Annotated in this window: 15 protein-coding genes; 2 read left to right on the top strand and 13 right to left on the bottom strand. The window is 71.7% G+C overall.

Annotated features, from left to right (window positions below; all coding sequences use genetic code 11):
- Positions 1-76: 76 nt before the first annotated feature.
- Positions 77-1,375 (top strand): D-arabinono-1,4-lactone oxidase, encoded by a 1,299-nt coding sequence (locus tag CHC09_RS26895; protein ID WP_089295995.1) that lies wholly within the window; start codon positions 77-79, stop codon positions 1,373-1,375.
- A 53-nt stretch (positions 1,376-1,428) separates the two neighbouring features.
- Here the strand turns inward: CHC09_RS26895 and topA are convergent, their stop codons facing one another.
- From topA to CHC09_RS26865, 6 genes are all read right to left on the bottom strand, one after another.
- Positions 1,429-4,248 (bottom strand): type I DNA topoisomerase, encoded by a 2,820-nt coding sequence (topA, locus tag CHC09_RS26890; protein ID WP_089295994.1) that lies wholly within the window; start codon positions 4,246-4,248, stop codon positions 1,429-1,431.
- 199 nt (positions 4,249-4,447) lie between these two features.
- Positions 4,448-5,215: a hypothetical protein gene (locus CHC09_RS26885; RefSeq protein ID WP_089295993.1), complete on the bottom strand. Its 768-nt coding sequence runs from the start codon at positions 5,213-5,215 to the stop codon at positions 4,448-4,450.
- On the bottom strand, positions 5,212-5,742 hold the full coding sequence (locus CHC09_RS26880) for a hypothetical protein (protein WP_089295992.1): 531 nt from the start codon (positions 5,740-5,742) through the stop codon (positions 5,212-5,214). Before CHC09_RS26880 ends, CHC09_RS26885 begins: the two co-directional genes overlap by 4 nt.
- A gap of 102 nt (positions 5,743-5,844) precedes the next feature.
- Positions 5,845-8,265 (bottom strand): sodium-translocating pyrophosphatase, encoded by a 2,421-nt coding sequence (locus tag CHC09_RS26875; protein WP_089295991.1) that lies wholly within the window; start codon positions 8,263-8,265, stop codon positions 5,845-5,847.
- Positions 8,266-8,781: 516 nt separating this feature from the next.
- Positions 8,782-9,222, bottom strand: coding sequence for an ATP-binding protein (locus CHC09_RS26870; protein ID WP_089295990.1), 441 nt, complete (start codon positions 9,220-9,222; stop codon positions 8,782-8,784).
- The gene (locus tag CHC09_RS26865; protein WP_089295989.1) at positions 9,219-9,575 is read right to left on the bottom strand and encodes an STAS domain-containing protein; all 357 of its coding nucleotides are present in this window, start codon (positions 9,573-9,575) and stop codon (positions 9,219-9,221) included. The genes CHC09_RS26870 and CHC09_RS26865 overlap by 4 nt, the downstream gene beginning before the upstream one ends.
- A 58-nt stretch (positions 9,576-9,633) precedes the next feature.
- Between CHC09_RS26865 and CHC09_RS26860 the strand changes: the two genes are divergently transcribed.
- The gene (locus CHC09_RS26860; protein WP_089295988.1) at positions 9,634-12,108 is read left to right on the top strand and encodes a DEAD/DEAH box helicase; all 2,475 of its coding nucleotides are present in this window, start codon (positions 9,634-9,636) and stop codon (positions 12,106-12,108) included.
- 276 nt (positions 12,109-12,384) lie between these two features.
- Here CHC09_RS26860 and CHC09_RS26855 read toward each other — a convergent pair whose 3' ends face one another.
- The 7 genes from CHC09_RS26855 to ssd form a co-directional block, all read right to left on the bottom strand.
- Positions 12,385-12,795: an Rv3654c family TadE-like protein gene (locus CHC09_RS26855; RefSeq protein WP_089295987.1), complete on the bottom strand. Its 411-nt coding sequence runs from the start codon at positions 12,793-12,795 to the stop codon at positions 12,385-12,387.
- Positions 12,796-12,809: 14 nt separating this feature from the next.
- Entirely contained in the window at positions 12,810-13,172 is a 363-nt protein-coding gene (locus tag CHC09_RS26850) for a TadE family type IV pilus minor pilin (RefSeq protein WP_089295986.1), read from the bottom strand.
- An 87-nt stretch (positions 13,173-13,259) separates the two neighbouring features.
- Entirely contained in the window at positions 13,260-13,415 is a 156-nt protein-coding gene (locus tag CHC09_RS26845) for a DUF4244 domain-containing protein (protein ID WP_275407911.1), read from the bottom strand.
- Between the two features lie 327 nt (positions 13,416-13,742).
- The gene (locus CHC09_RS26840; RefSeq protein WP_089295984.1) at positions 13,743-14,501 is read right to left on the bottom strand and encodes a type II secretion system F family protein; all 759 of its coding nucleotides are present in this window, start codon (positions 14,499-14,501) and stop codon (positions 13,743-13,745) included.
- A gap of 301 nt (positions 14,502-14,802) precedes the next feature.
- Positions 14,803-15,600 (bottom strand): hypothetical protein, encoded by a 798-nt coding sequence (locus CHC09_RS26830; protein ID WP_089295982.1) that lies wholly within the window; start codon positions 15,598-15,600, stop codon positions 14,803-14,805.
- Positions 15,597-16,796: a TadA family conjugal transfer-associated ATPase gene (locus CHC09_RS26825; RefSeq protein WP_089295981.1), complete on the bottom strand. Its 1,200-nt coding sequence runs from the start codon at positions 16,794-16,796 to the stop codon at positions 15,597-15,599. Before CHC09_RS26825 ends, CHC09_RS26830 begins: the two co-directional genes overlap by 4 nt.
- On the bottom strand, positions 16,793-17,863 hold the full coding sequence (ssd, locus tag CHC09_RS26820; RefSeq protein WP_089295980.1) for a septum site-determining protein Ssd: 1,071 nt from the start codon (positions 17,861-17,863) through the stop codon (positions 16,793-16,795). The genes CHC09_RS26825 and ssd overlap by 4 nt, the downstream gene beginning before the upstream one ends.
- Positions 17,864-17,932 lie beyond the last annotated feature (69 nt).

The raw sequence follows: 17,932 nt of genomic DNA, 5'->3' as shown, positions 1-17,932 counted from the left end.
ACTCGGATCAACGAGCGAGGCGCATCGACGGGACGCCAGGTGCTGGTGTCCGCTCGGACGGAGGACAAAAGCCGGAATGACTACACCCGTTAACGGACGTCGGTGGACCAACTGGGGAAAGAACCAGGAATCGGTCGCGGAGGTGCTCGCGCCGGGAAGCATTGACGAGGTCGCGGCCATGGTAGCCGCCTCCGCGGAGACCGGGCGGCGGATCAAGACGGTCGGGAGCGGGCACTCGTTCACCGCCATCGCGGTCGCCGACGACCAGCGGATGCTCCTGCACCGGCTGAACCAGCCGGTATCGGTGGCGGGACCGCTGGTCACCGTCCAGGCCGGGATGCTGCTGTCCGACCTGAACGCGATGCTGGCCCAGCACGGCCTGGCCATGCCCAACCTGGGTGACATCGACGCGCAGACGGTGGCCGGTGCGATCTCCACCGCCACGCACGGCACCGGCATCGCGCACTCCACCCTCGCCTCGTGCGTGGAAGCGGTCGCGCTGGTCACCGCGAACGGCAAGGTCGAGCGGTACGACCGGGAGTCCCCCGAGTTCCCGGCCGCGGTGGTGGGCCTGGGGGCGCTCGGCGTGCTGGTCGAGGTGACGCTGCGCTGCGTGCCGGAGTTCACCCTGCTCGCCGAGGAGCGACCGCTGGCGCTGGCGGACGTGCTGGCCGGCGTCGAGGAGTGGATCCCGGAAAACGATCACGTCGAGTTCTTCTGGTACCCGTACACCGATCGGGCCCAGCTGAAGATCAACAATCGGGTGCCGGCGCACGACCGGCCGCTCTCGCGGTTCCGCGGCTGGCTGGATGACGAGTTTCTGTCGAACACCGTTTTTCAGGGTGTCTGCAGAATCGGGCAAAAATTCCCGGGCGTGGTGCCGACGCTGAACTCGGCCGCGGCCCGGGCCCTGAGCGCGCGCTCCTACACCGACCGGTCCGACCGGGTCTTCTGCAGCCCGCGCCGGGTCCGCTTCACCGAGATGGAGTACGAGATCCCGCGCGCCGCCCTGCCCGAGGTGATCGACGCGCTGCCCCGGGTGATCGACGCCCTGCCGTTCAAGGTCCTCTTCCCGGTCGAGGTGCGATTCACCGGGCCGGACGACATCTGGCTGTCGCACGGCTACGGGCGGGAGTCCGCCTACATCGCGGTGCACCAGTTCCTCGGCAGCCCGTACGAGCCGTACTTCAAGGCCCTCGAAGCGCTCTGCGAGCCCCTGGGCGGGCGGCCGCACTGGGGAAAACTGCACTATCGGACGGCTGCGGACCTGCGTCCGGCGTACCCCAAATTCGACGACTTCCTGGCGGTCCGCGACCGCCTCGACCCGGCCCGGGTCTTCACCAACGACTACCTGGACCGGGTCCTGGGCGCTTAGCTCACTCAGCGCCGGCTCGCGATTCGCCGCGGAGCGAAGCGGAGCCAGTCAGCTCAGTCCTTCTTGGCCGCGGCTGTCGTCTTCTTGGCGGCGGCCGTAGCCTTCGCCGGGGTCGCCTTCTTGGCCGGAGTCGCCTTCTTGGCGGCCGTGGTCTTCTTGGCCGCCGTCGTCTTCTTGGCGGCGGTCTTCTTGGCGGCCGGCTCGGCCTTCTTCGCCGCGACCTTTCGGGTCGTCTTCTTCGCCGGTCCCTTGGCCCGCTTGTCGGCGATCATCTGAATCGCCTCCTCGAGGGTCAACTCCTCGGGAGTCTGGTCGCGCCGCAGCGTCACATTGGTCTCGCCGTCGGTCACGTACGGCCCGAACCGGCCGTCCTTGACCACCAGCGGCTTCTCCGACACCGGGTCGACGCCCTCCAGATCCCGCAGCGGCGGCTTGGCCGCCCCACGCTGCCGGACCTTCGGCTCGGCCAGCAGGGCCAGCGCCTCGTCCAGGGTGACCGTGAACAGCTGATCCTCGGCCGGCAGCGAACGAGAGTCCTTGAGCCGCTGGATGAACGGCCCGTACCGCCCGTTGCGCGCGATGATCTCGTTGCCGTCCGCGTCCTTGCCGACCACCCGCGGCAGCGACAGCAGCTTCAGCGCGTCCTCGAGGGTGAGCGTCTGCGGCGAGTGGGAGGCGAACAGGGACGAGCTGCGCTCGCCGCTCTGCACATACGCCCCGAAGCGGCCGGACTTGAGCAGCACCGGCTCGCCGGTGGTCGGGTCGTCGCCCAGCGACCGGTCCCCGTTCCCGGCGAGGAAGAGCTCCGCCACCTTCTCCGGGGTCAGTTCGTCGGGAGCCATGCCCTCCGGGATCGAGGCACGGTCCTCGGCCGGTTCCTCCTCGCCCTCGGCTACCTGGGCCGCCGTGCGCTGCAGGTACGGCCCGAACTTGCCGACCCGGACGACGATCTTCCGCTTCTCCTCGTCGGTGAAGAGCGGGATCGAGTTGACCTCGCGGGCGTCGATCGCGCTGAGGTTCTCGGTCACCATCTTCTTCAGGCCGCCGGCCCGGGCGATCTCCTCGTCCGCCCCGCTGGCCTGGCTGCCGAAGTAGAACGAGGTGAGGAAGGCCAGTGCGGTGCCCTCGCCCGCGGCGATGTCGTCGAGCTGGCCCTCCATGGCGGCGGTGAAGTTGTAGTCCACCAGCCGCGGGTAGTGGCTCTCGAGCAGGCCGATCACCGCGAATGCCAGGAACGACGGGATCATCGCCTGGCCGCGCTTGTCCACGTAGCCGCGGTCCTGGATCGTCTGCATGATCGACGAGTACGTGGAGGGGCGGCCGATGCCGAGCTCCTCCAGCGCCTTGACCAGCGAGGCCTCCGTGTACCGCGCCGGCGGCGTGGTGTTGTGGCCCAGCGCGTTCAGGTCGTCGGCGGTCAGCGGCTGGTCCTTGACCAGGTTCGGCAGGCGGCGCTCGGCGTCCTCGGCCTCGGCGGTCTCGTCGTCCGACGATTCCACGTACGCCCGGAGGAAGCCCGGGTCGGTGATGGTCTTGCCGGAGGCGGCGAAGTCGGCCTCCTCGTTCGCCGTCGAGACCGCTCGGATCCGGACACTGACCGAGTTACCGACGGCGTCGGTCATCTGCGACGCGATCGTCCGCCGCCAGATCAGCTCGTAGAGCCGGAACTCGTCGCTGGTCAGCTCCTTGGCGACCTCGCCGGGGGTGCGGAAGTTGTCCCCGGCGGGACGGATCGCCTCGTGCGCCTCCTGCGCGTTCTTCGCCTTGGTGGTGTAGCGGCGCGGCTGGGGCGGCACGCTGTTCGCGCCGTACAGCTCGGCGATCTGCCGGCGGGCGGCGGCGATGGCGGTCTCGGAGAGGTTCACCGAGTCCGTACGCATATAGGTGATGTAGCCCTTCTCGTACAGGCTCTGCGCGGTGCGCATCGTCTGCTTCGAGGAGGAGCGCAGCTTGCGGGACGCTTCCTGCTGGAGCGTCGAGGTGATGAACGGCGCGTACGGCCGGCGGCGGTAGGGCTTCTCCTCGACCCGGGTGACCGTGAACGGGCGGCCCTCCAGGCGGGCGGCGAGCCCGCGAGCGCCGGCGCCGTCCAGCTGCACCGCACCGGAACCGGTCTTGAGCTGCCCGGTTGTGGGCTCGAAGTCCTTACCGGTGGCGATCCGGTCGCCGTCCAGAGCGATCAGCGTGGCCTGGAACGAGCGGGCGCCCTCGGCCGGTCCCTGCACGGAGAGCTGGGCCAGGATGTCCCAGTACTCCGCGGAGCGGAAGGCCATCCGCTGGCGCTCGCGCTCGACCACGATCCGGGTGGCGACGGACTGCACGCGGCCGGCGGAGAGGCCACGCATGACCTTCTTCCACAGGACCGGGCTGACCTCGTAGCCGTACAGCCGGTCCAGGATGCGGCGCGCCTCCTGCGCGTCGACCAGGGAACGGTCGATGTCGCGCGGGTTCGCGACCGCGGCCTGGATGGCCGGCTTGGTGATCTCGTGGAAGACCATCCGCTTGACCGGCACCTTGGGCTTGATCGTCTCGATCAGGTGCCAGGCGATGGCCTCGCCCTCGCGGTCCTCATCGGTGGCGAGGAAGATCTCGTCCACCTCTTTGGCGAGTTGCTTGAGCTTGGCAACCTGCTGCTTACGGTTCTCGGCGACCACGTAAAGCGCCGAGAAGCCGTTGTCGACGTCGACACCGAGCCGTGCCCACGGCTGGCCCTTGTACTGGGCCGGGACCTCGTCGGCGTTCTTCGGCAGGTCACGGATATGGCCGACCGAGGCCTCGACCAGATAGTCGGGCCCCAGATAACCGGCGATCGTCTTGGCCTTCGACGGGGACTCGACGATGACCAGACGGGTCGTCCTGGCGTCACTCGGCACGGCACTCCCAGTTGTTTCGATCTTCGGCGCTCCCCGCGTCGCACCCGGCGAGGCACAGATGTTCAACGTAACGCGCCGGACAAGCTCTCATTCCCGGGATAGCCCGCAGTCGGATGGTAACGGTCCGGCCACCGCTCGCGTCCGACCGCGACACCGTACACCGGGAGGACACTGTTATGTCGGACACAATCCGGGAAGATCACGCACTCGCGCCACCCGGCCACACTTCGGACGGGGCCGCCTCGGGCCGCTCACCGACCAGTTCCGCGAGGCGGGTCAGCCGTCGCCGGCCGGTGATGAGATACGACCGTCCGTCTTCCGACACCCGGCCCGCCAGACCGGCCCGGACCAGCGCGGCGTCGACCGCGAGGCCGTCCCGGGCCGGGTCGAGACCGAGGCGGTAACCACCGGGCCGGGGGCTGCCCGCGGCGGCCACCCAGAGCCGCAGGCGCGGCCCGGAGAGGAAAAGCTCGGCGGCGGCTTCCGGCCAGGCACGGGCCAGGGCGTTCAACCTTCGGGAGTACGCCGTACGCACTTCGAAGCGCGGAGGTGGGGGCTCGACGGGCGTGTCGAGGATCTCCTCCTCCGGGACGGGCAGCTCACCCCGTACCTCGACCGGATCCTGATCTTCGGGTTTCTCCGGCTCCGCCGGGGGCGCTTCGACGACCGGGGCCCAGGTCGCGGCCAGGCCACGGGCGACCAGCTCGGCGACCAGGACGTGGACCCGCCAGGCGTCGTCGACGATCACCGACACCCGGGCGGTGCCGCCGATCCGGCCCAGCCGGCCGGGGCCGGCGAGCAGCCCGGTGAGATCAGCGGGTGACGGCTCGATGGTCTCCGCGCCGAACATCGGCAGCTGTCGCCCGTTCGGACGCCCGGGCGCGCCGCGCTGATGAGACCGCCGCTCCACCGGGATCGGTGGAGGCAGGACCTCACGCGGGATCAGCGGCCACCCGGTTTCCGTCATTGGCACTCGGGCAGGGACTCGAAGGCCGATCTCAGCTCGACCGAGTCGAGCTTCGAGGTGTCCAGGCCGCTCTGCTCATACTCCGTGTTGAGCCGGTCGACGACCTTGCTGACCCCGGTGTAGAAGACGCTCGACGGGCTGGTGGCGAGGGCCTCGATGCCGTCGTGCGCGGTCCCGTACGCGTCGCGCATGCCGGCCAGCGAGCCGACGAAGGCGGCGGCGATCTTCACGCCGCCGGTGACGTCGGGGACGCCCGCCCGCTCCACCCCGGCCCGAGCCTTCTCACTCGCGACCCGGGCACCGTCGAAGAGCCGGGCGAGGTTCTCCCTCGCCTGGCCCGGCGTGGTTCGCGTGGTCATCTGCTCCTGGGTACGGGTGGTGAGGGTGCTGATCTCGCTGCGCCAGGGCGACAGCGCGGTGCACACCGAGGCGGCCCAGGCCTCGGCACCGTGCCCGGCGGAACAGGCGGCCGCGAACCCGGCGAGCACGAGGGCGAGAGCGAGGGAGATCGTTCGGACCACGCGCATGGGAGCAGCGTACGGCTTCGGCAGGACACGCCACAGGCCTCGATGGGTGCAAACGCACGGGCACCCGGCGAGCGCCGGGTGCCCGTCGTGGACAAACCTCGCTCAGCCCACGTTGTCCTTGACCCGGGACTGCGCGGCCGCGTCGGTGTGCACCGCGTCCTGCACCGCCTTGGCGGTGTCCGCGGCGCCGGCCGCGGCCGCCTCCGACTCCTCGCCCATCGAGATCGGCTTGCGCTTGCTCCAGACCACCGCGGCGGTCACGATCGCCACCGCGACGACGGCGATGGTCACCCGCAGCGGGGTGTTCGCGTCGGCGCCGATGCTCCAGGAGACGACCGCCGGGGCGATCAGCAGCGAGACCAGGTTCATCACCTTGAGCAGCGGGTTGATGGCCGGACCCGCGGTGTCCTTGAACGGGTCACCGACGGTGTCGCCGATGACCGTCGCGGCGTGCGCCTCGGAGCCCTTGCCGCCGTGCGCGCCGTCCTCGACCAGCTTCTTCGCGTTGTCCCAGGCGCCACCGGAGTTGGCCAGGAAGACCGCCATCAGCGTGCCCGTGCCGATCGCGCCGGCCAGGTACGCCGCCAGCGCGCCGGCGCCCAGGCCGAAGCCGACCGCGATCGGCGCCATGATCGCCAGCAGACCGGGGGTGAGCAGCTCACGCTGCGCGTCCCGGGTGCAGATGTCGACCACCCGGCCGTACTCGGGCCGCTGGGTGCGGTCCATGATCCCGGGGAACTCGCGGAACTGGCGCCGCACCTCCATGACCACCGCGCCCGCCGAGCGGGACACCGCGTTGATCGCCAAGCCGGAGAAGAGGAACACCACCGCGGAGCCGATCAGCAGGCCGACCAGGCTGCGCGGGTTGGCGATGTTCAGCAGCTGGTAGATCTGGCCCTGCACGTCGGCGACCTGTGCGTCGGTCAGCGAGCTGACCAGGCTGTTCGTGTACGACCCGAACAGCGCCGTCGCGGCCAGCACCGCGGTCGCGATCGCGATGCCCTTGGTGATCGCCTTGGTGGTGTTGCCCACCGCGTCGAGCTCGGTGAGGATCCGCGCGCCGTTCTCGTCGACGTCACCGGACATCTCGGCGATGCCCTGCGCGTTGTCCGAGATCGGGCCGAACGTGTCCATCGCGACGATGACGCCGACCGTGGTGAGCAGGCCGGTGCCGGCCAGCGCCACCGCGAACAGCGACAGGGTCAGCGAGGAGCCGCCGAGCAGGAACGCGCCGTAGACGCCCGCGCCGATCAGGAGCGCGGAGTAGACCGCGGACTCCAGGCCGACGCTGATGCCGGCCAGCACCACGGTCGCCGCACCGGTCTGCGACGACTTGCCGATGTCCTGCACCGGACGCCGGTTGGTCTCGGTGAAGTAACCGGTCAGCGCCTGGATGGCGGCGGCCAGCACGATACCGATCACGACAGCGCCGATCGCCACGAACTGCGGATTGCGGCCACTGTCCACGATGTCCTGCGCGATCCCCGCATTGCCGAAGCCCGCGAAGGTGTCCGGCAGGTAGAGGAAGGTCACCACGGCCACGGCGATCGCCGAGATCACCGCGGAGAGGTAGAACGCCCGGTTGATCGCGGTCAGACCGTTGCGGTCGGTCGGGCGCAGCCGGGTGATGAACACACCCAGGATCGCGATCACCACACCGATCGTGGAGATGATCAGCGGGAAGATCAGACCGTCCTGGCCGAACGCGGCCTGGCCCAGGATCAGCGCGGCGACCAGGGTGACCGCGTACGACTCGAACAGGTCGGCGGCCATGCCGGCGCAGTCGCCGACGTTGTCGCCCACGTTGTCGGCGATGGTCGCGGCGTTGCGCGGGTCGTCCTCGGGGATGTGCTTCTCCACCTTGCCGACCAGGTCGGCGCCGACATCGGCGGCCTTGGTGAAGATGCCGCCGCCGACCCGCATGAACATCGCGAGCAGAGCGGCGCCGAAGCCGAAGCCCTCCAGCACGGTCGGCGCGTCGTTGTTGAAGATCAGCACCACCAGGGCGCCGCCGAACAGGCCCAGCCCCACGGTGAGGAAGCCGACCACGCCACCGGTACGGAACGCGATCCCCATCGCGGTCTCCCGGCCGCCGGGCTCGCCGGCTGCCGCGGCCACCCGGAGGTTGGCCCGGGTCGCCAGGGCCATCCCGGCGCCGCCGATGAACGCGCTGAAGACCGCTCCGACGATGAAGAAGAGCGACCGGCCGACCTTCACCAAGGTCTCATTGTCGGTTTCGTGCACCGGCAACAGGAACAGCAGCACGACCGCGATCACCACGAAGATGCCCAGCGTTCGGAACTGTCTGATCAGGTACGCCGACGCGCCTTCCTGAACAGCGCCGGCGATCTCCTGCATGTTCTGGGTGCCACGGCCGGTGCGGAGCACCGACTGCACGAACATCGCGGCAAAGCCCAACGCGATCAGAGCGAACGCCAGAGCGACAACGACGAATACGATGTTGGATCCGCTCAGGGACACTCCACCGCCCTCGGCGGCGAGGTTTATCGAGGTCCCGGACATCAATGTCCTCCTACACACCGAACGCACCCGGACAGCGGACGAAACCCCCGGGCGCCTTCCCCGGCGAGCCGGGGAAAGACCGACCAGACCCGCGGACGCGGGACCAGCGAGTAGCTGACAACTCGCGTACTGTATAGGCCCGGCGTGGCGATCGTCACATGGTGCCCCGGCCGTGTCGCGGTGATGTTTGCCGCTGTGTTAGCACTGCCATCCGGATTGATTGATCTTTTGCCTGGTGGGCGGCGGACCAGCTCAAACCAATCGGAAATTGAGTGAAATGTCCGAAATTGAGGATAGAGGTAGGTCCGGAGATCATTTGGCCGCCACGCCAACCACCTTCCGCGTACTCCCACCACGGAAGGACCAAGATTCAATTCGGATGCCGCTGGCCGGTGAGGCGTAGATCACATCTCGGGAGCGTTTTACCCATTTCCGGTACGGCCTACGCCTCCCGTTTGCAGCCCTTTCGGGCCAAGCCCCCGCCCAAGGGGCGGGTCTGGGGTTTTCGCCGCTCCGTCAGCGGCGGGCGACCGGCCAGACCATGCGGACCTCGGTGCCCGGGCCGTCCTCGACCGGCCGGACCTGAAGATCGTCGACAAACCCGGCGAGCAGCGCGAAACCCACACCGGTCGTCAGATCGTCCTCGGTGAGCGACTCGGCCGCCAACTCGTCCGGCGGCAGCTTGGTGAGACCGATACTGGCCTCGATCGGAGCATGGTCGATGACCCGGACCGTGTACGACCCGGAATCAGACATCTCCACTGTCACCAGATCGGTCAGGCCGTACTGCCGGTGCAGAGCGACCGCCCGGGTGCAGGCCTCACCGATCGCCAGGCGCACCTCGTCCAGCAGCGCCTCGTCGACCCCGGCCCGCCGGGCGACCGCGACACCGACCAGCCGGGCGGTGCGCACATGCACCGGCGCCGGCGAAAAGGACAGCCGAACCGTAGCCATCACGAAGCGAGACCGCTGCCGTCGCGTTCGGTGGCGGCCTGGACGGTCGGGAAGATCGGGAAGACCTGGTCCAGCGCGGTGATCCGGAAAATCTTGAGGAGCGGCTCCTTGGCACAGACCAGGCCGAAGGTGCCCTGCGCGGTCCGCAGCCGCTTCAACGCGCCCACCAGCACGCCGAGCCCGGTCGAGTCGAGGAACTCGACCCGCTCCAGGTCGACCACGACGTCCCGGGCACCCGCGTCAACCAGTTCGATCAGGCGCTCACGCAGCCGGGGAGCGGTGTAGACATCCACCTCGCCACCGACTTCGACCACCGTGTGGTCGGCGACAGTCCGAGTCGCCAGCGACAGCTCCATCGGTCCTCCTCCCTGATCTCCCCCGCGAATCTAACCACCGACCGGCGGCGGGCGACGCATGGCACCCACCGTCCTACCCGTTTGGGGCCGACCCCATACCGGTGCCAAAGTGCAGGGCGTGACTGCAACCGCCTCCGGTCCCGCTGAACTGCTGCACCGCCTGCGAGCCCGGAGTTCCGCGGCGGCACAGTCACCGATCACACACATCGAGCGGGTCCCCGCCCGGCCCGGCCGGAGGACCGGATGGCCGGCATGGGCCGACGCGACCGTACGGGAAGCCTTCGTGCGTCAGGGGATCACCGCACCTTGGGAACACCAGGCGGCCGCCGCCACCCTCGCCTGGCAGGGTACGCACGTGGTGCTGGCCACCGGAACCGCCTCCGGCAAGTCTCTGGCATATCAGTTGCCGGCGCTCACCGCGCTGGCCGCCGATCCGAAGGCCACCGTGCTCTACCTCGCCCCGACCAAGGCGCTCGCCGCCGACCAGTCGCGGAGCGTGGCCCGGCTCGGGCTGGAGGGCGTGCGCCCGGCCACCCTCGACGGGGACACCCCGCGTGAGGAGCGCGAATGGATCCGGCAGCACGCGCGGTTCGTGCTGACCAACCCGGACATGCTGCATCACGGCCTGCTGCCCGGTCACGGCCGCTGGGGGACCTTCTTCCGCCGTCTCTCGTACGTCGTGATCGACGAATGCCACGCGTACCGCGGAGTGTTCGGCTCCCACGTGGCGCACGTGCTGCGCCGGTTGCGGCGGACGGCGGCACGCTACGGCGGCTCGCCCACCTTCGTCCTGGCGTCGGCGACCTCGGGCGAACCGGCCGTGAGCGCGGCACGGCTGGTCGGAGCGCCGGTGACCGCGGTGACCGAAGACGCCTCGCCGCGTGGGGCGGTGACCTTCGCACTCTGGGAACCACCACTGTTGCCGCCGGCCGAGCCGGTTCCACCCACGTTCTTCCCGCCCGCCGGCGGGGCCGCTCCGCCCGCCTCCTCTGCGTCCCTCAACTCACCCGCCTCCGTTGCTGACGCCTTCGATCAGGTCGATGCGACGCCGGTCCGGCGGTCGGCGCTGCGGGAGACCGCTGACCTGCTCACCGACTCAGTGGTCGCCGGCATCCGCACGCTGGCCTTCATCCGCTCCCGGCGGGTCGCCGAAGTGGTGGCCACGCTGGCCCGGCGGTCGCTCGACGAGGCGGTGCCGGGGCTGGGTTCGCGGGTCGCCGCGTACCGCGGCGGCTACCTGCGCGAGGACCGGCGGGCGATCGAACGGGCGCTGCTCTCCGGTGAGTTGCTCGGGCTGGCCTCCACCAACGCGCTCGAACTCGGCGTCGACCTGGCCGGGCTGGACGCGGTGCTGATCTGCGGCTGGCCGGGCACCCGGGCGTCGCTCTGGCAGCAGGCGGGACGAGCCGGACGGGCCGGCGGGGAGGCGCTCGCGGTGCTGATCGCGCGGGACGATCCGCTGGACACGTACCTGGTGCACCATCCGGAGGCGCTGTTCGACCGGCCGGTGGAGGCGACCGTGTTGGACCCGGCCAATCCGTACGTCCTGGGCCCGCAACTCTGCTGCGCCGCCTCGGAAGCGCCGCTCACCGAGGCCGACCTCGAGCTCTTCGGTGGCGCTCCGGCCCGCGCGACGGTGCAGGCGCTGGTCGACCAGGGGGCGCTGCGGAAACGGCCGTCGGGTTGGTACTGGACCGATCGCGGGCGGCCCGACGTGGACCTCCGCGGCACCGGCGGAGCGCCGGTCTCGGTGGTGGAGGCGGCGACGGGGCGGCTGCTGGGCACCGTCGATCAGGGGTCGTCGCACGTGATGCTGCACCAGGGCGCGGTATACCTGCACCAGGGCGTGACGTACGTGGTCGACGACCTGGACCTGGACGACGCCATCGCCCTGGTACACCAGGAGGAGCCGGACTGGACCACGCACGCCCGGGACGTGACGGACGTGTCGGTGGTGCGGGTGCGGTCGTACGTGGACGCCGGCCCGGTCGGCCTGTTCCTCGGCGACGTCGACGTGACCAGCCAGGTCGTGTCGTATCAGCGACGCCGGCTGGGCAGCGGCGAAGTGATCGACACCCGCCCGCTGGACCTGCCGCTGCGTGAACTGCGCACGGTCGCGGTCTGGTTCACCGTCTCCCCACAGGCGCTGGCCGTCGCCGGGGTGGAGCCGGCCGACGTACCAGGCGCGCTGCACGCCGCCGAGCACGCCGGAATCGGCCTGCTCCCGCTGATGGCGACCTGCGACCGCTGGGACATCGGCGGCCTGTCCACCGCCAACCACCCGGACACCGAGGCCCCGACGGTCTTCGTCTACGACGGCCATCCCGGCGGCGCCGGCTTCGCCGAGCGCGCCTACGCCACCGCCACGGCCTGGCTCCGGGCAACCCGCGAGGCCATCGCCTCGTGCGGCTGCGAAGCCGGATGCCCCTCCTGCGTCCAGTCCCCGAAGTGCGGCAACGGCAACAACCCCCTCGACAAGCGCGGCGCCGTACGGGTCCTCGACACCGTCCTCACCGCCCTCCCTCCGGACTGACCCGCTCTTCCCGTTCTGCCGCGCCCCAACTCCCGCCTCGATCGCTACAAGCCGCGCCCCAACTCCCGCCTCGACCGCTTCAAGCCGCGCCTCAGCTCCCGACTCGGCCGCTGCAAAGCCGGGGCCCGGCTCCCGACTCGGCCTGTTGAAAGCCGCGCCCCAACTCCCGCTCCGCCGCCCCAAGCCGCGCCCAACTCCCGGCTCGACCACTCCAAAACCGCGCCCCAACTCCCGCTCCGCCGCCCCGAGCCGCGCCCAACTCCCGGCTCGACCGCTTCAAAAGCCGGGATAGGCAACCGGTCCGGCTCGGGCAACGGCCGTGGCCACGACCGACGGCGAGGCGACCAGCACCTCGGCCCGGACCACCACCTCCAGACCGCTGACCTCGCACGATGTGAGCCGGGCACCATTCGCCACGGCATATCGTGCGGCCGCCGCACAGGCTGCGGCGGCCCCTTCGATCGCGTGACCCGCTCCCGCCAGAGCAGCCAGATCAGCGGCGTTGCGTGCGGCGTGCCGGGCCACCCGGGCCGCCACCACCATCGCCCCGGCCACACCTGCCGCGACCAGGAACAGCCCCACCGCCAGCACAAAGATCGACGCCGCACCCCGATCCCGCACGTCACCACTCGTCCGACCTCGCCAGAACAACGGCAATGCCGCACCCCGATCCCGCACGTCGCGCATGCCGCTCGCCCCCGTCATTTCGTTTCCGAGACTCCCGGCTCGCGGGCTGCGACCGCGGTGGCCGTGACCGTGATGCCGGGCAGGCGCGCGCCGAGAACGCTGACCCGCACCGATACCGTCACGGTGACGCTCTCCCGGTCACCGCCGACCCGGATGTCGGCACCCTCCGGGGCGACCCGGGCCGCCACCGACGACTTCCCACCTCGGGCCTCGGCCAGCGCCACCTCCCGAGCAGCGTCCAGGCACTGTGCCTTGGCCAGCATCGCCGAGACCACCGCGATCCCGGCGAAAAGCAGCACCATGAGCGCCGGCAGCCCGGCCGCGAGCTCGGCCGTGAACGCGCCTCGGTCCCGGCCGGGCCACCGGCGCCGTCTCACGTCACGACCTCGCTCACCACGAAGTCCTCGCTCACGACCTCACTCACCGCAAGGCCCTCCCGCACGACCCCGCTCATCCGGCGAACCTCACTTCAGTGCCTTGGTGATCAGGCCGGACAGTGCGGTCTGCACCCCGGGACTGGTCACGACCTTGAACAGGAGGCCCGCGAAGGCGACGGCGGCAAGGGTTCCCACCGCGTACTCCGCGGTGCTCATCCCGGCATCGGCCGCTTCGGTGCGCAGCCGCCGAAACGCTGCGACTAGTTGATTCACGTGGTCCTCCTCGATCAGGGACGCGGCCCGCCGCCGCGCCCTCCGTCTTCCCGAGCCGACACCGTTTCCGGTGCCGACCCCCGATTTCCGGGGCACAACGCTTGCCCCGCACCGCCCTGCGGTCTCCCAACCCGGCACCGACCCGGACCCCGGGCCCAAAGCCGACCTGCGGCCTCTCCGGCCCGACACCAACCCGAACCCCGGACACAAACGCCAGCCCAGCGCCACCCCGCGACCTCCCCAGCCCGACACCGGCCCGGACTCCGGGCGCGGCGGCGGTCCCGGGCCGCGCCGGGTTCACAGCACGTCGCCGAGCACGGCGACCAGCACCGGCAGCAAGCCGGCGAGCAGGAAAGCGGGCAGAAAGCAGAGCCCGAGCGGCAGCACGATCAGCACGCCGGCCCGCTGCGCGGCCGCCTCAGCCGCGACCGAACGGTCCGCCCGCAGGTCACCGGCGAGCCGTTCCAGCGCCCCGGCGAGCGCGCCGCCACTCGTACTGGACCGCACCGCCGCCACGACCAGCCGCTCCGCGCCGGCGACGTCACCGAGGTGCGCCCAGGCCTCGCCGGGGCCCGCACCGAGCCGCAATGATCGGGCGGCCCGCTGCATCCGCGCGCCGAGCGGCCCGCCGAGGGCATCGGCCACCGCGGCCGCCGCCCGGTCCACCGGCGCGCCCGCTCGCAGCGCCGCGGCCAGCAGATCGGCGCCGAGGGGCAGGTCCGCAAGCACGTCCCGACGCTCCCGGCGGACCTCAGCGGGTTCCCGGCGGCGCAGAAACCGCTCGATGCCGATCCCGGCGCCCACCCCGGCCGCTACACCCCACCAGCCGCCGACCAGTCCCGCCAGCGCCACCCCGGCCAGCGCCGCGAGCAGGACCTGGTTCCGCCGGTCGACCTGTTTTCGCCGGTCACGCCGTCCGCCCGAGTTCCCGGACGTCACGTCGAGCCGCCCCAGGCGCCGCCCGGCCTTCCGTCGACGCAGCAGCGGCGCCACCGGTACCAGCCCGGCTACCAGCACGAACCCGGCCGCCAGCACGAACGTGAAGGCCCCGGTCATGCACCGACCACCTCCTCGGCGGGCACGAGCACGACCAACGGCTCCTCCACTGGACGAGCCGGACCCGGCGAGAGAATCCCTGGCGAGGCGGGCACCGTCAGGGGCCCATCGTCCGCGGGATCGGCTGAAGCGGACCCGGCTTCCACCGCTCGGCAGACGGCCGTCAAGGCACCGACCCCGAACAACGCGGCCGCACAGCACTCCCGAAACGGCACCCGCACCGGCCCACCGGCCCGCAGCACGGCCGCCGCCGCACACGACTCCCTCATCAGCCCGGCCAGCGTCGCACATGAGTCCCCCATCAGGCCGGCCCGTCCACGAGTCGCTGCGCCCACCGGAGGCCACCGCACTGCAACAGCACCGCGGTGACCGCGCAGGCCGCACCCACCGGCGTACGCAGAAGGACCTGCAACGGGTCGGCGCCGATCGCAAACCCCAGCCCGATCCCGCCCACCGGCAATGCCGCCAGCAGCAAGGCAGTCGCCTGCGCCCCCGCGGCCTGGGCAGCGGCGGTGGCCGCCGCCCGCTCCGCGGCCCGGGCATCGACTTCGATCCGTTCCAACAGATCCGCCGCCGGAGCCCCGGTCTGCTCGGCGAGCCGCCATACCGCCCCGGTCAGCTGCGGAATGCGCCCGTTCTCATCGGGCCTCCCCGCCCCTTTCGCGGCGGGCGCGAGCCCTTTCGCGGCAGGTGCGGGCGGAGCACCGGCCGGAGAAGCCGCCAGCGCCGGCGGCAACCCCGCCCGCAGATCCGCGACCAGCGCGGACAACCAATCCAGCGTCGCCGCCCGCTCGGCCGCCTGCCGCTTCCGCCCAACCCGGCGCATCCATTCCCCGGCCGCGAGCCCGGCATAGACCGCTGCGACAAGGGCCGCTACCGGCCCGCCCAGTACCAGCCCCGCCGCCGCGGCCAATCCGGCCGCCCCGAACACCGACCGCCGGCCGAGCGAAGCCATGAGCTCCGCGGGCTTCAGCCGCAAGCCCTGAATCCGGAACGCGGGACCACTGGCCGGCCCGGACAGCCGCGTCAACACTCCCACCGCCGGCCAAACGATCACCGCCACGCACCCGAGCAGGCACCCGACCAGCACCCCGATCACAACGCCCCCAGCGCAGACGGCACCCCGACCCCGCGCGAACGCAGCATCCGTCCCAGCACCCCGGCTCCCGGGCCGGGGCCGGGGCCGGCCACGCGATCCCAGGCGGGCAGCACGGTCGTCAGGCGCTCCTCGCCCGACGGCACGAGCACGCTGATCGACTCCAGCACCCGTCCGCTCCCGGTCCGGCGGACCTGCAGCACCACCTGCAATGCCGCCAGCACCTGCGCGTGCAACGCGGCCCGGGGCAACCCACCGAGCAGTCCGAGCGCCTCCAGCCGGGCCGGTACGTCCCCGGGCGCGTTGGCGTGCAGCGTGCCCGCACCGCCGTCGTGCCCGGTGTTCAGCGCCCCGAGCAGGTCGACGATCTCCGCGCCCCGGCACTCCCCGATGACCAGGCGGTCCGGCCGCATCCGCATCGCCTGCCGGACCAGGTCGGTCAGCCCGACCGCACCGGCACCTTCCACATTGGCAGTCCGCGCCTGGAGTGCGACCACGTGCGGATGCACCGGCCGGAGTTCGGCGGCGTCTTCCACCAGCACGATCCGCTCGGTCGGTGGCACCAGCCCGAGCAGCGTCGCCAGCAGTGTGGTCTTGCCGCTGCCGGTGCCGCCGGTGACCAGGTATGCCAGCCGCGCCGCGACGACCGCCTCCAGCACCGGAGCCACCACGGCCGGCACCGTCCCGTGGGTGACCAGATCGCCGAGGGCGAAGGGCCGCTGCCGGAAGGTTCGCAGCGAAAGGTACGGCCCCTGCGTCGCCACCGGCGGCAGCACCGCGTGCAGCCGGGTCCCGTCCGGCAGCCGGGCATCCGCGTACGGCTGCCCGTCGTCCAGCCGTCGTCCACAGGCCGCCACCAGGCGCTGTGCCAGCCGCCGGACGTCCTCGACCTCTCCCAGCCGGATCGCCGCCCGTTGCAGCCCCGCCCCGCGGTCGACCCACACCTGAACTCCGTTGACCAGTACATCGGTCACGGACTGGTCGGCGAGCAGTGGCGCGAGCGGGCCGGCCCCGATCAGTTCGTCCCGCACCCGGTCGGCGAGCCGTAGTACAGCCTGGTCCCCGAGCACCCCGTTCTCCCTGCGGACCGCGCTCACCACGGCCGCCGGTGTCGCCTCCACCCCCTCGTACGCGAACCGCCGCCGCACCCGGTCCACCACGCTCACGCCGCTGACCGATTCGCTCGCAAGCTCGCTCATGCCACCACCGACCGCGGACTCACCAGTTCCTGGATCAGTCGGCGGCAGAGGTCGGCCAGCGGCCCCTTCCCGCCCGTGGTCGGCGCGGTGCCACGCTCCAGGGCCTGGCACATCGCCGGTTCCGGCCGCAACGAACCGGCCAGTGGCAGTCCGAGCGTCTGAGCGATCTCCCGGGGACGTAGGCGGCCGGGCGCCGGCCCGCGCACCACCACCGCAACCTCCTCGCAGTGCGGGCGGACCCGGGCCAGGGTGCGCGCCGCCGACGCGGTGGCACGCAGCTCCGCCGGCACCACCAGCAACGTCCGATCGGCAGCCTGCAAGGCCAGCACCGCGGCGTCGTCGAGCTGTCGGGGCAGGTCGGCGACGATCACGTCGCGGCCGCGCCGGGCGGCATCCAGGGTTGCCGCCATCGCCTCGGCGGGCACGCCGGCCAATTCCTCCCGGTCGAATGAGAGCAGCACCAGGTCACCCCGGTGCGGAAGCGCGCCGAGCAGGGCCGGCGGGTCCACCCGGCCGCCGGCTCCGGCCAGCCCTGGCCAGCGCAGACCACCGACCCGTTCCCAGCCGAGGACCAGGTCGAGCCCGCCCCCGAGGGGGTCGGCGTCGATCAGCAGCGTCCGATGCCGCGCCTCGACGGACATCGCGGCGAGCCCGGCGGCGAGGATGCTCGCTCCGGCACCGCCCCGCCCGCCGATCACCGCGAGGGTGCGCGAGATCGCGGGTGGGCGGGGTCCTCCGGCGAGCTGTTCGACCAGCCAGGGCTCGGCCTCGGGGAGAACCGCGACATGGTCCGCGCCGAGCGGTTCGGCAGTGGACCAGATCTCGTCACCGGGCGCGCCGCGGGCCACCACGATCACCCGGGGCCGGCGCGGCAGCCGGGCCCGCAGGCAGGCGGCGGCCTGGTCGGCACCGATCAGCGCGACCGGGGCGGGCAGGAACCGTGGCCGGGCGGCGGCCGGATCGGCTGCCACGTCGACCTCGCTGCCGGCCGCGGCGGCCAGCCGAAGCAGGTCGTCGAGCAGGTCTGGGTCGGCGGTGACCAGGAGGGGGCGGGGCGGCAGGGGCATCGCGGTCTCCCATGGGCGGGCACGATTGGGGCCTGCCCAACCTCCCGGCCCGGCCCCGCTCGGGCAATC

Origin of the sequence: Actinoplanes regularis (assembly GCF_900188005.1) — a bacterium.
Classification (GTDB): Bacteria; Actinomycetota; Actinomycetes; order Mycobacteriales; family Micromonosporaceae; genus Actinoplanes; species Actinoplanes regularis.
This window is presented reverse-complemented; position numbering and strand designations above follow the sequence as displayed.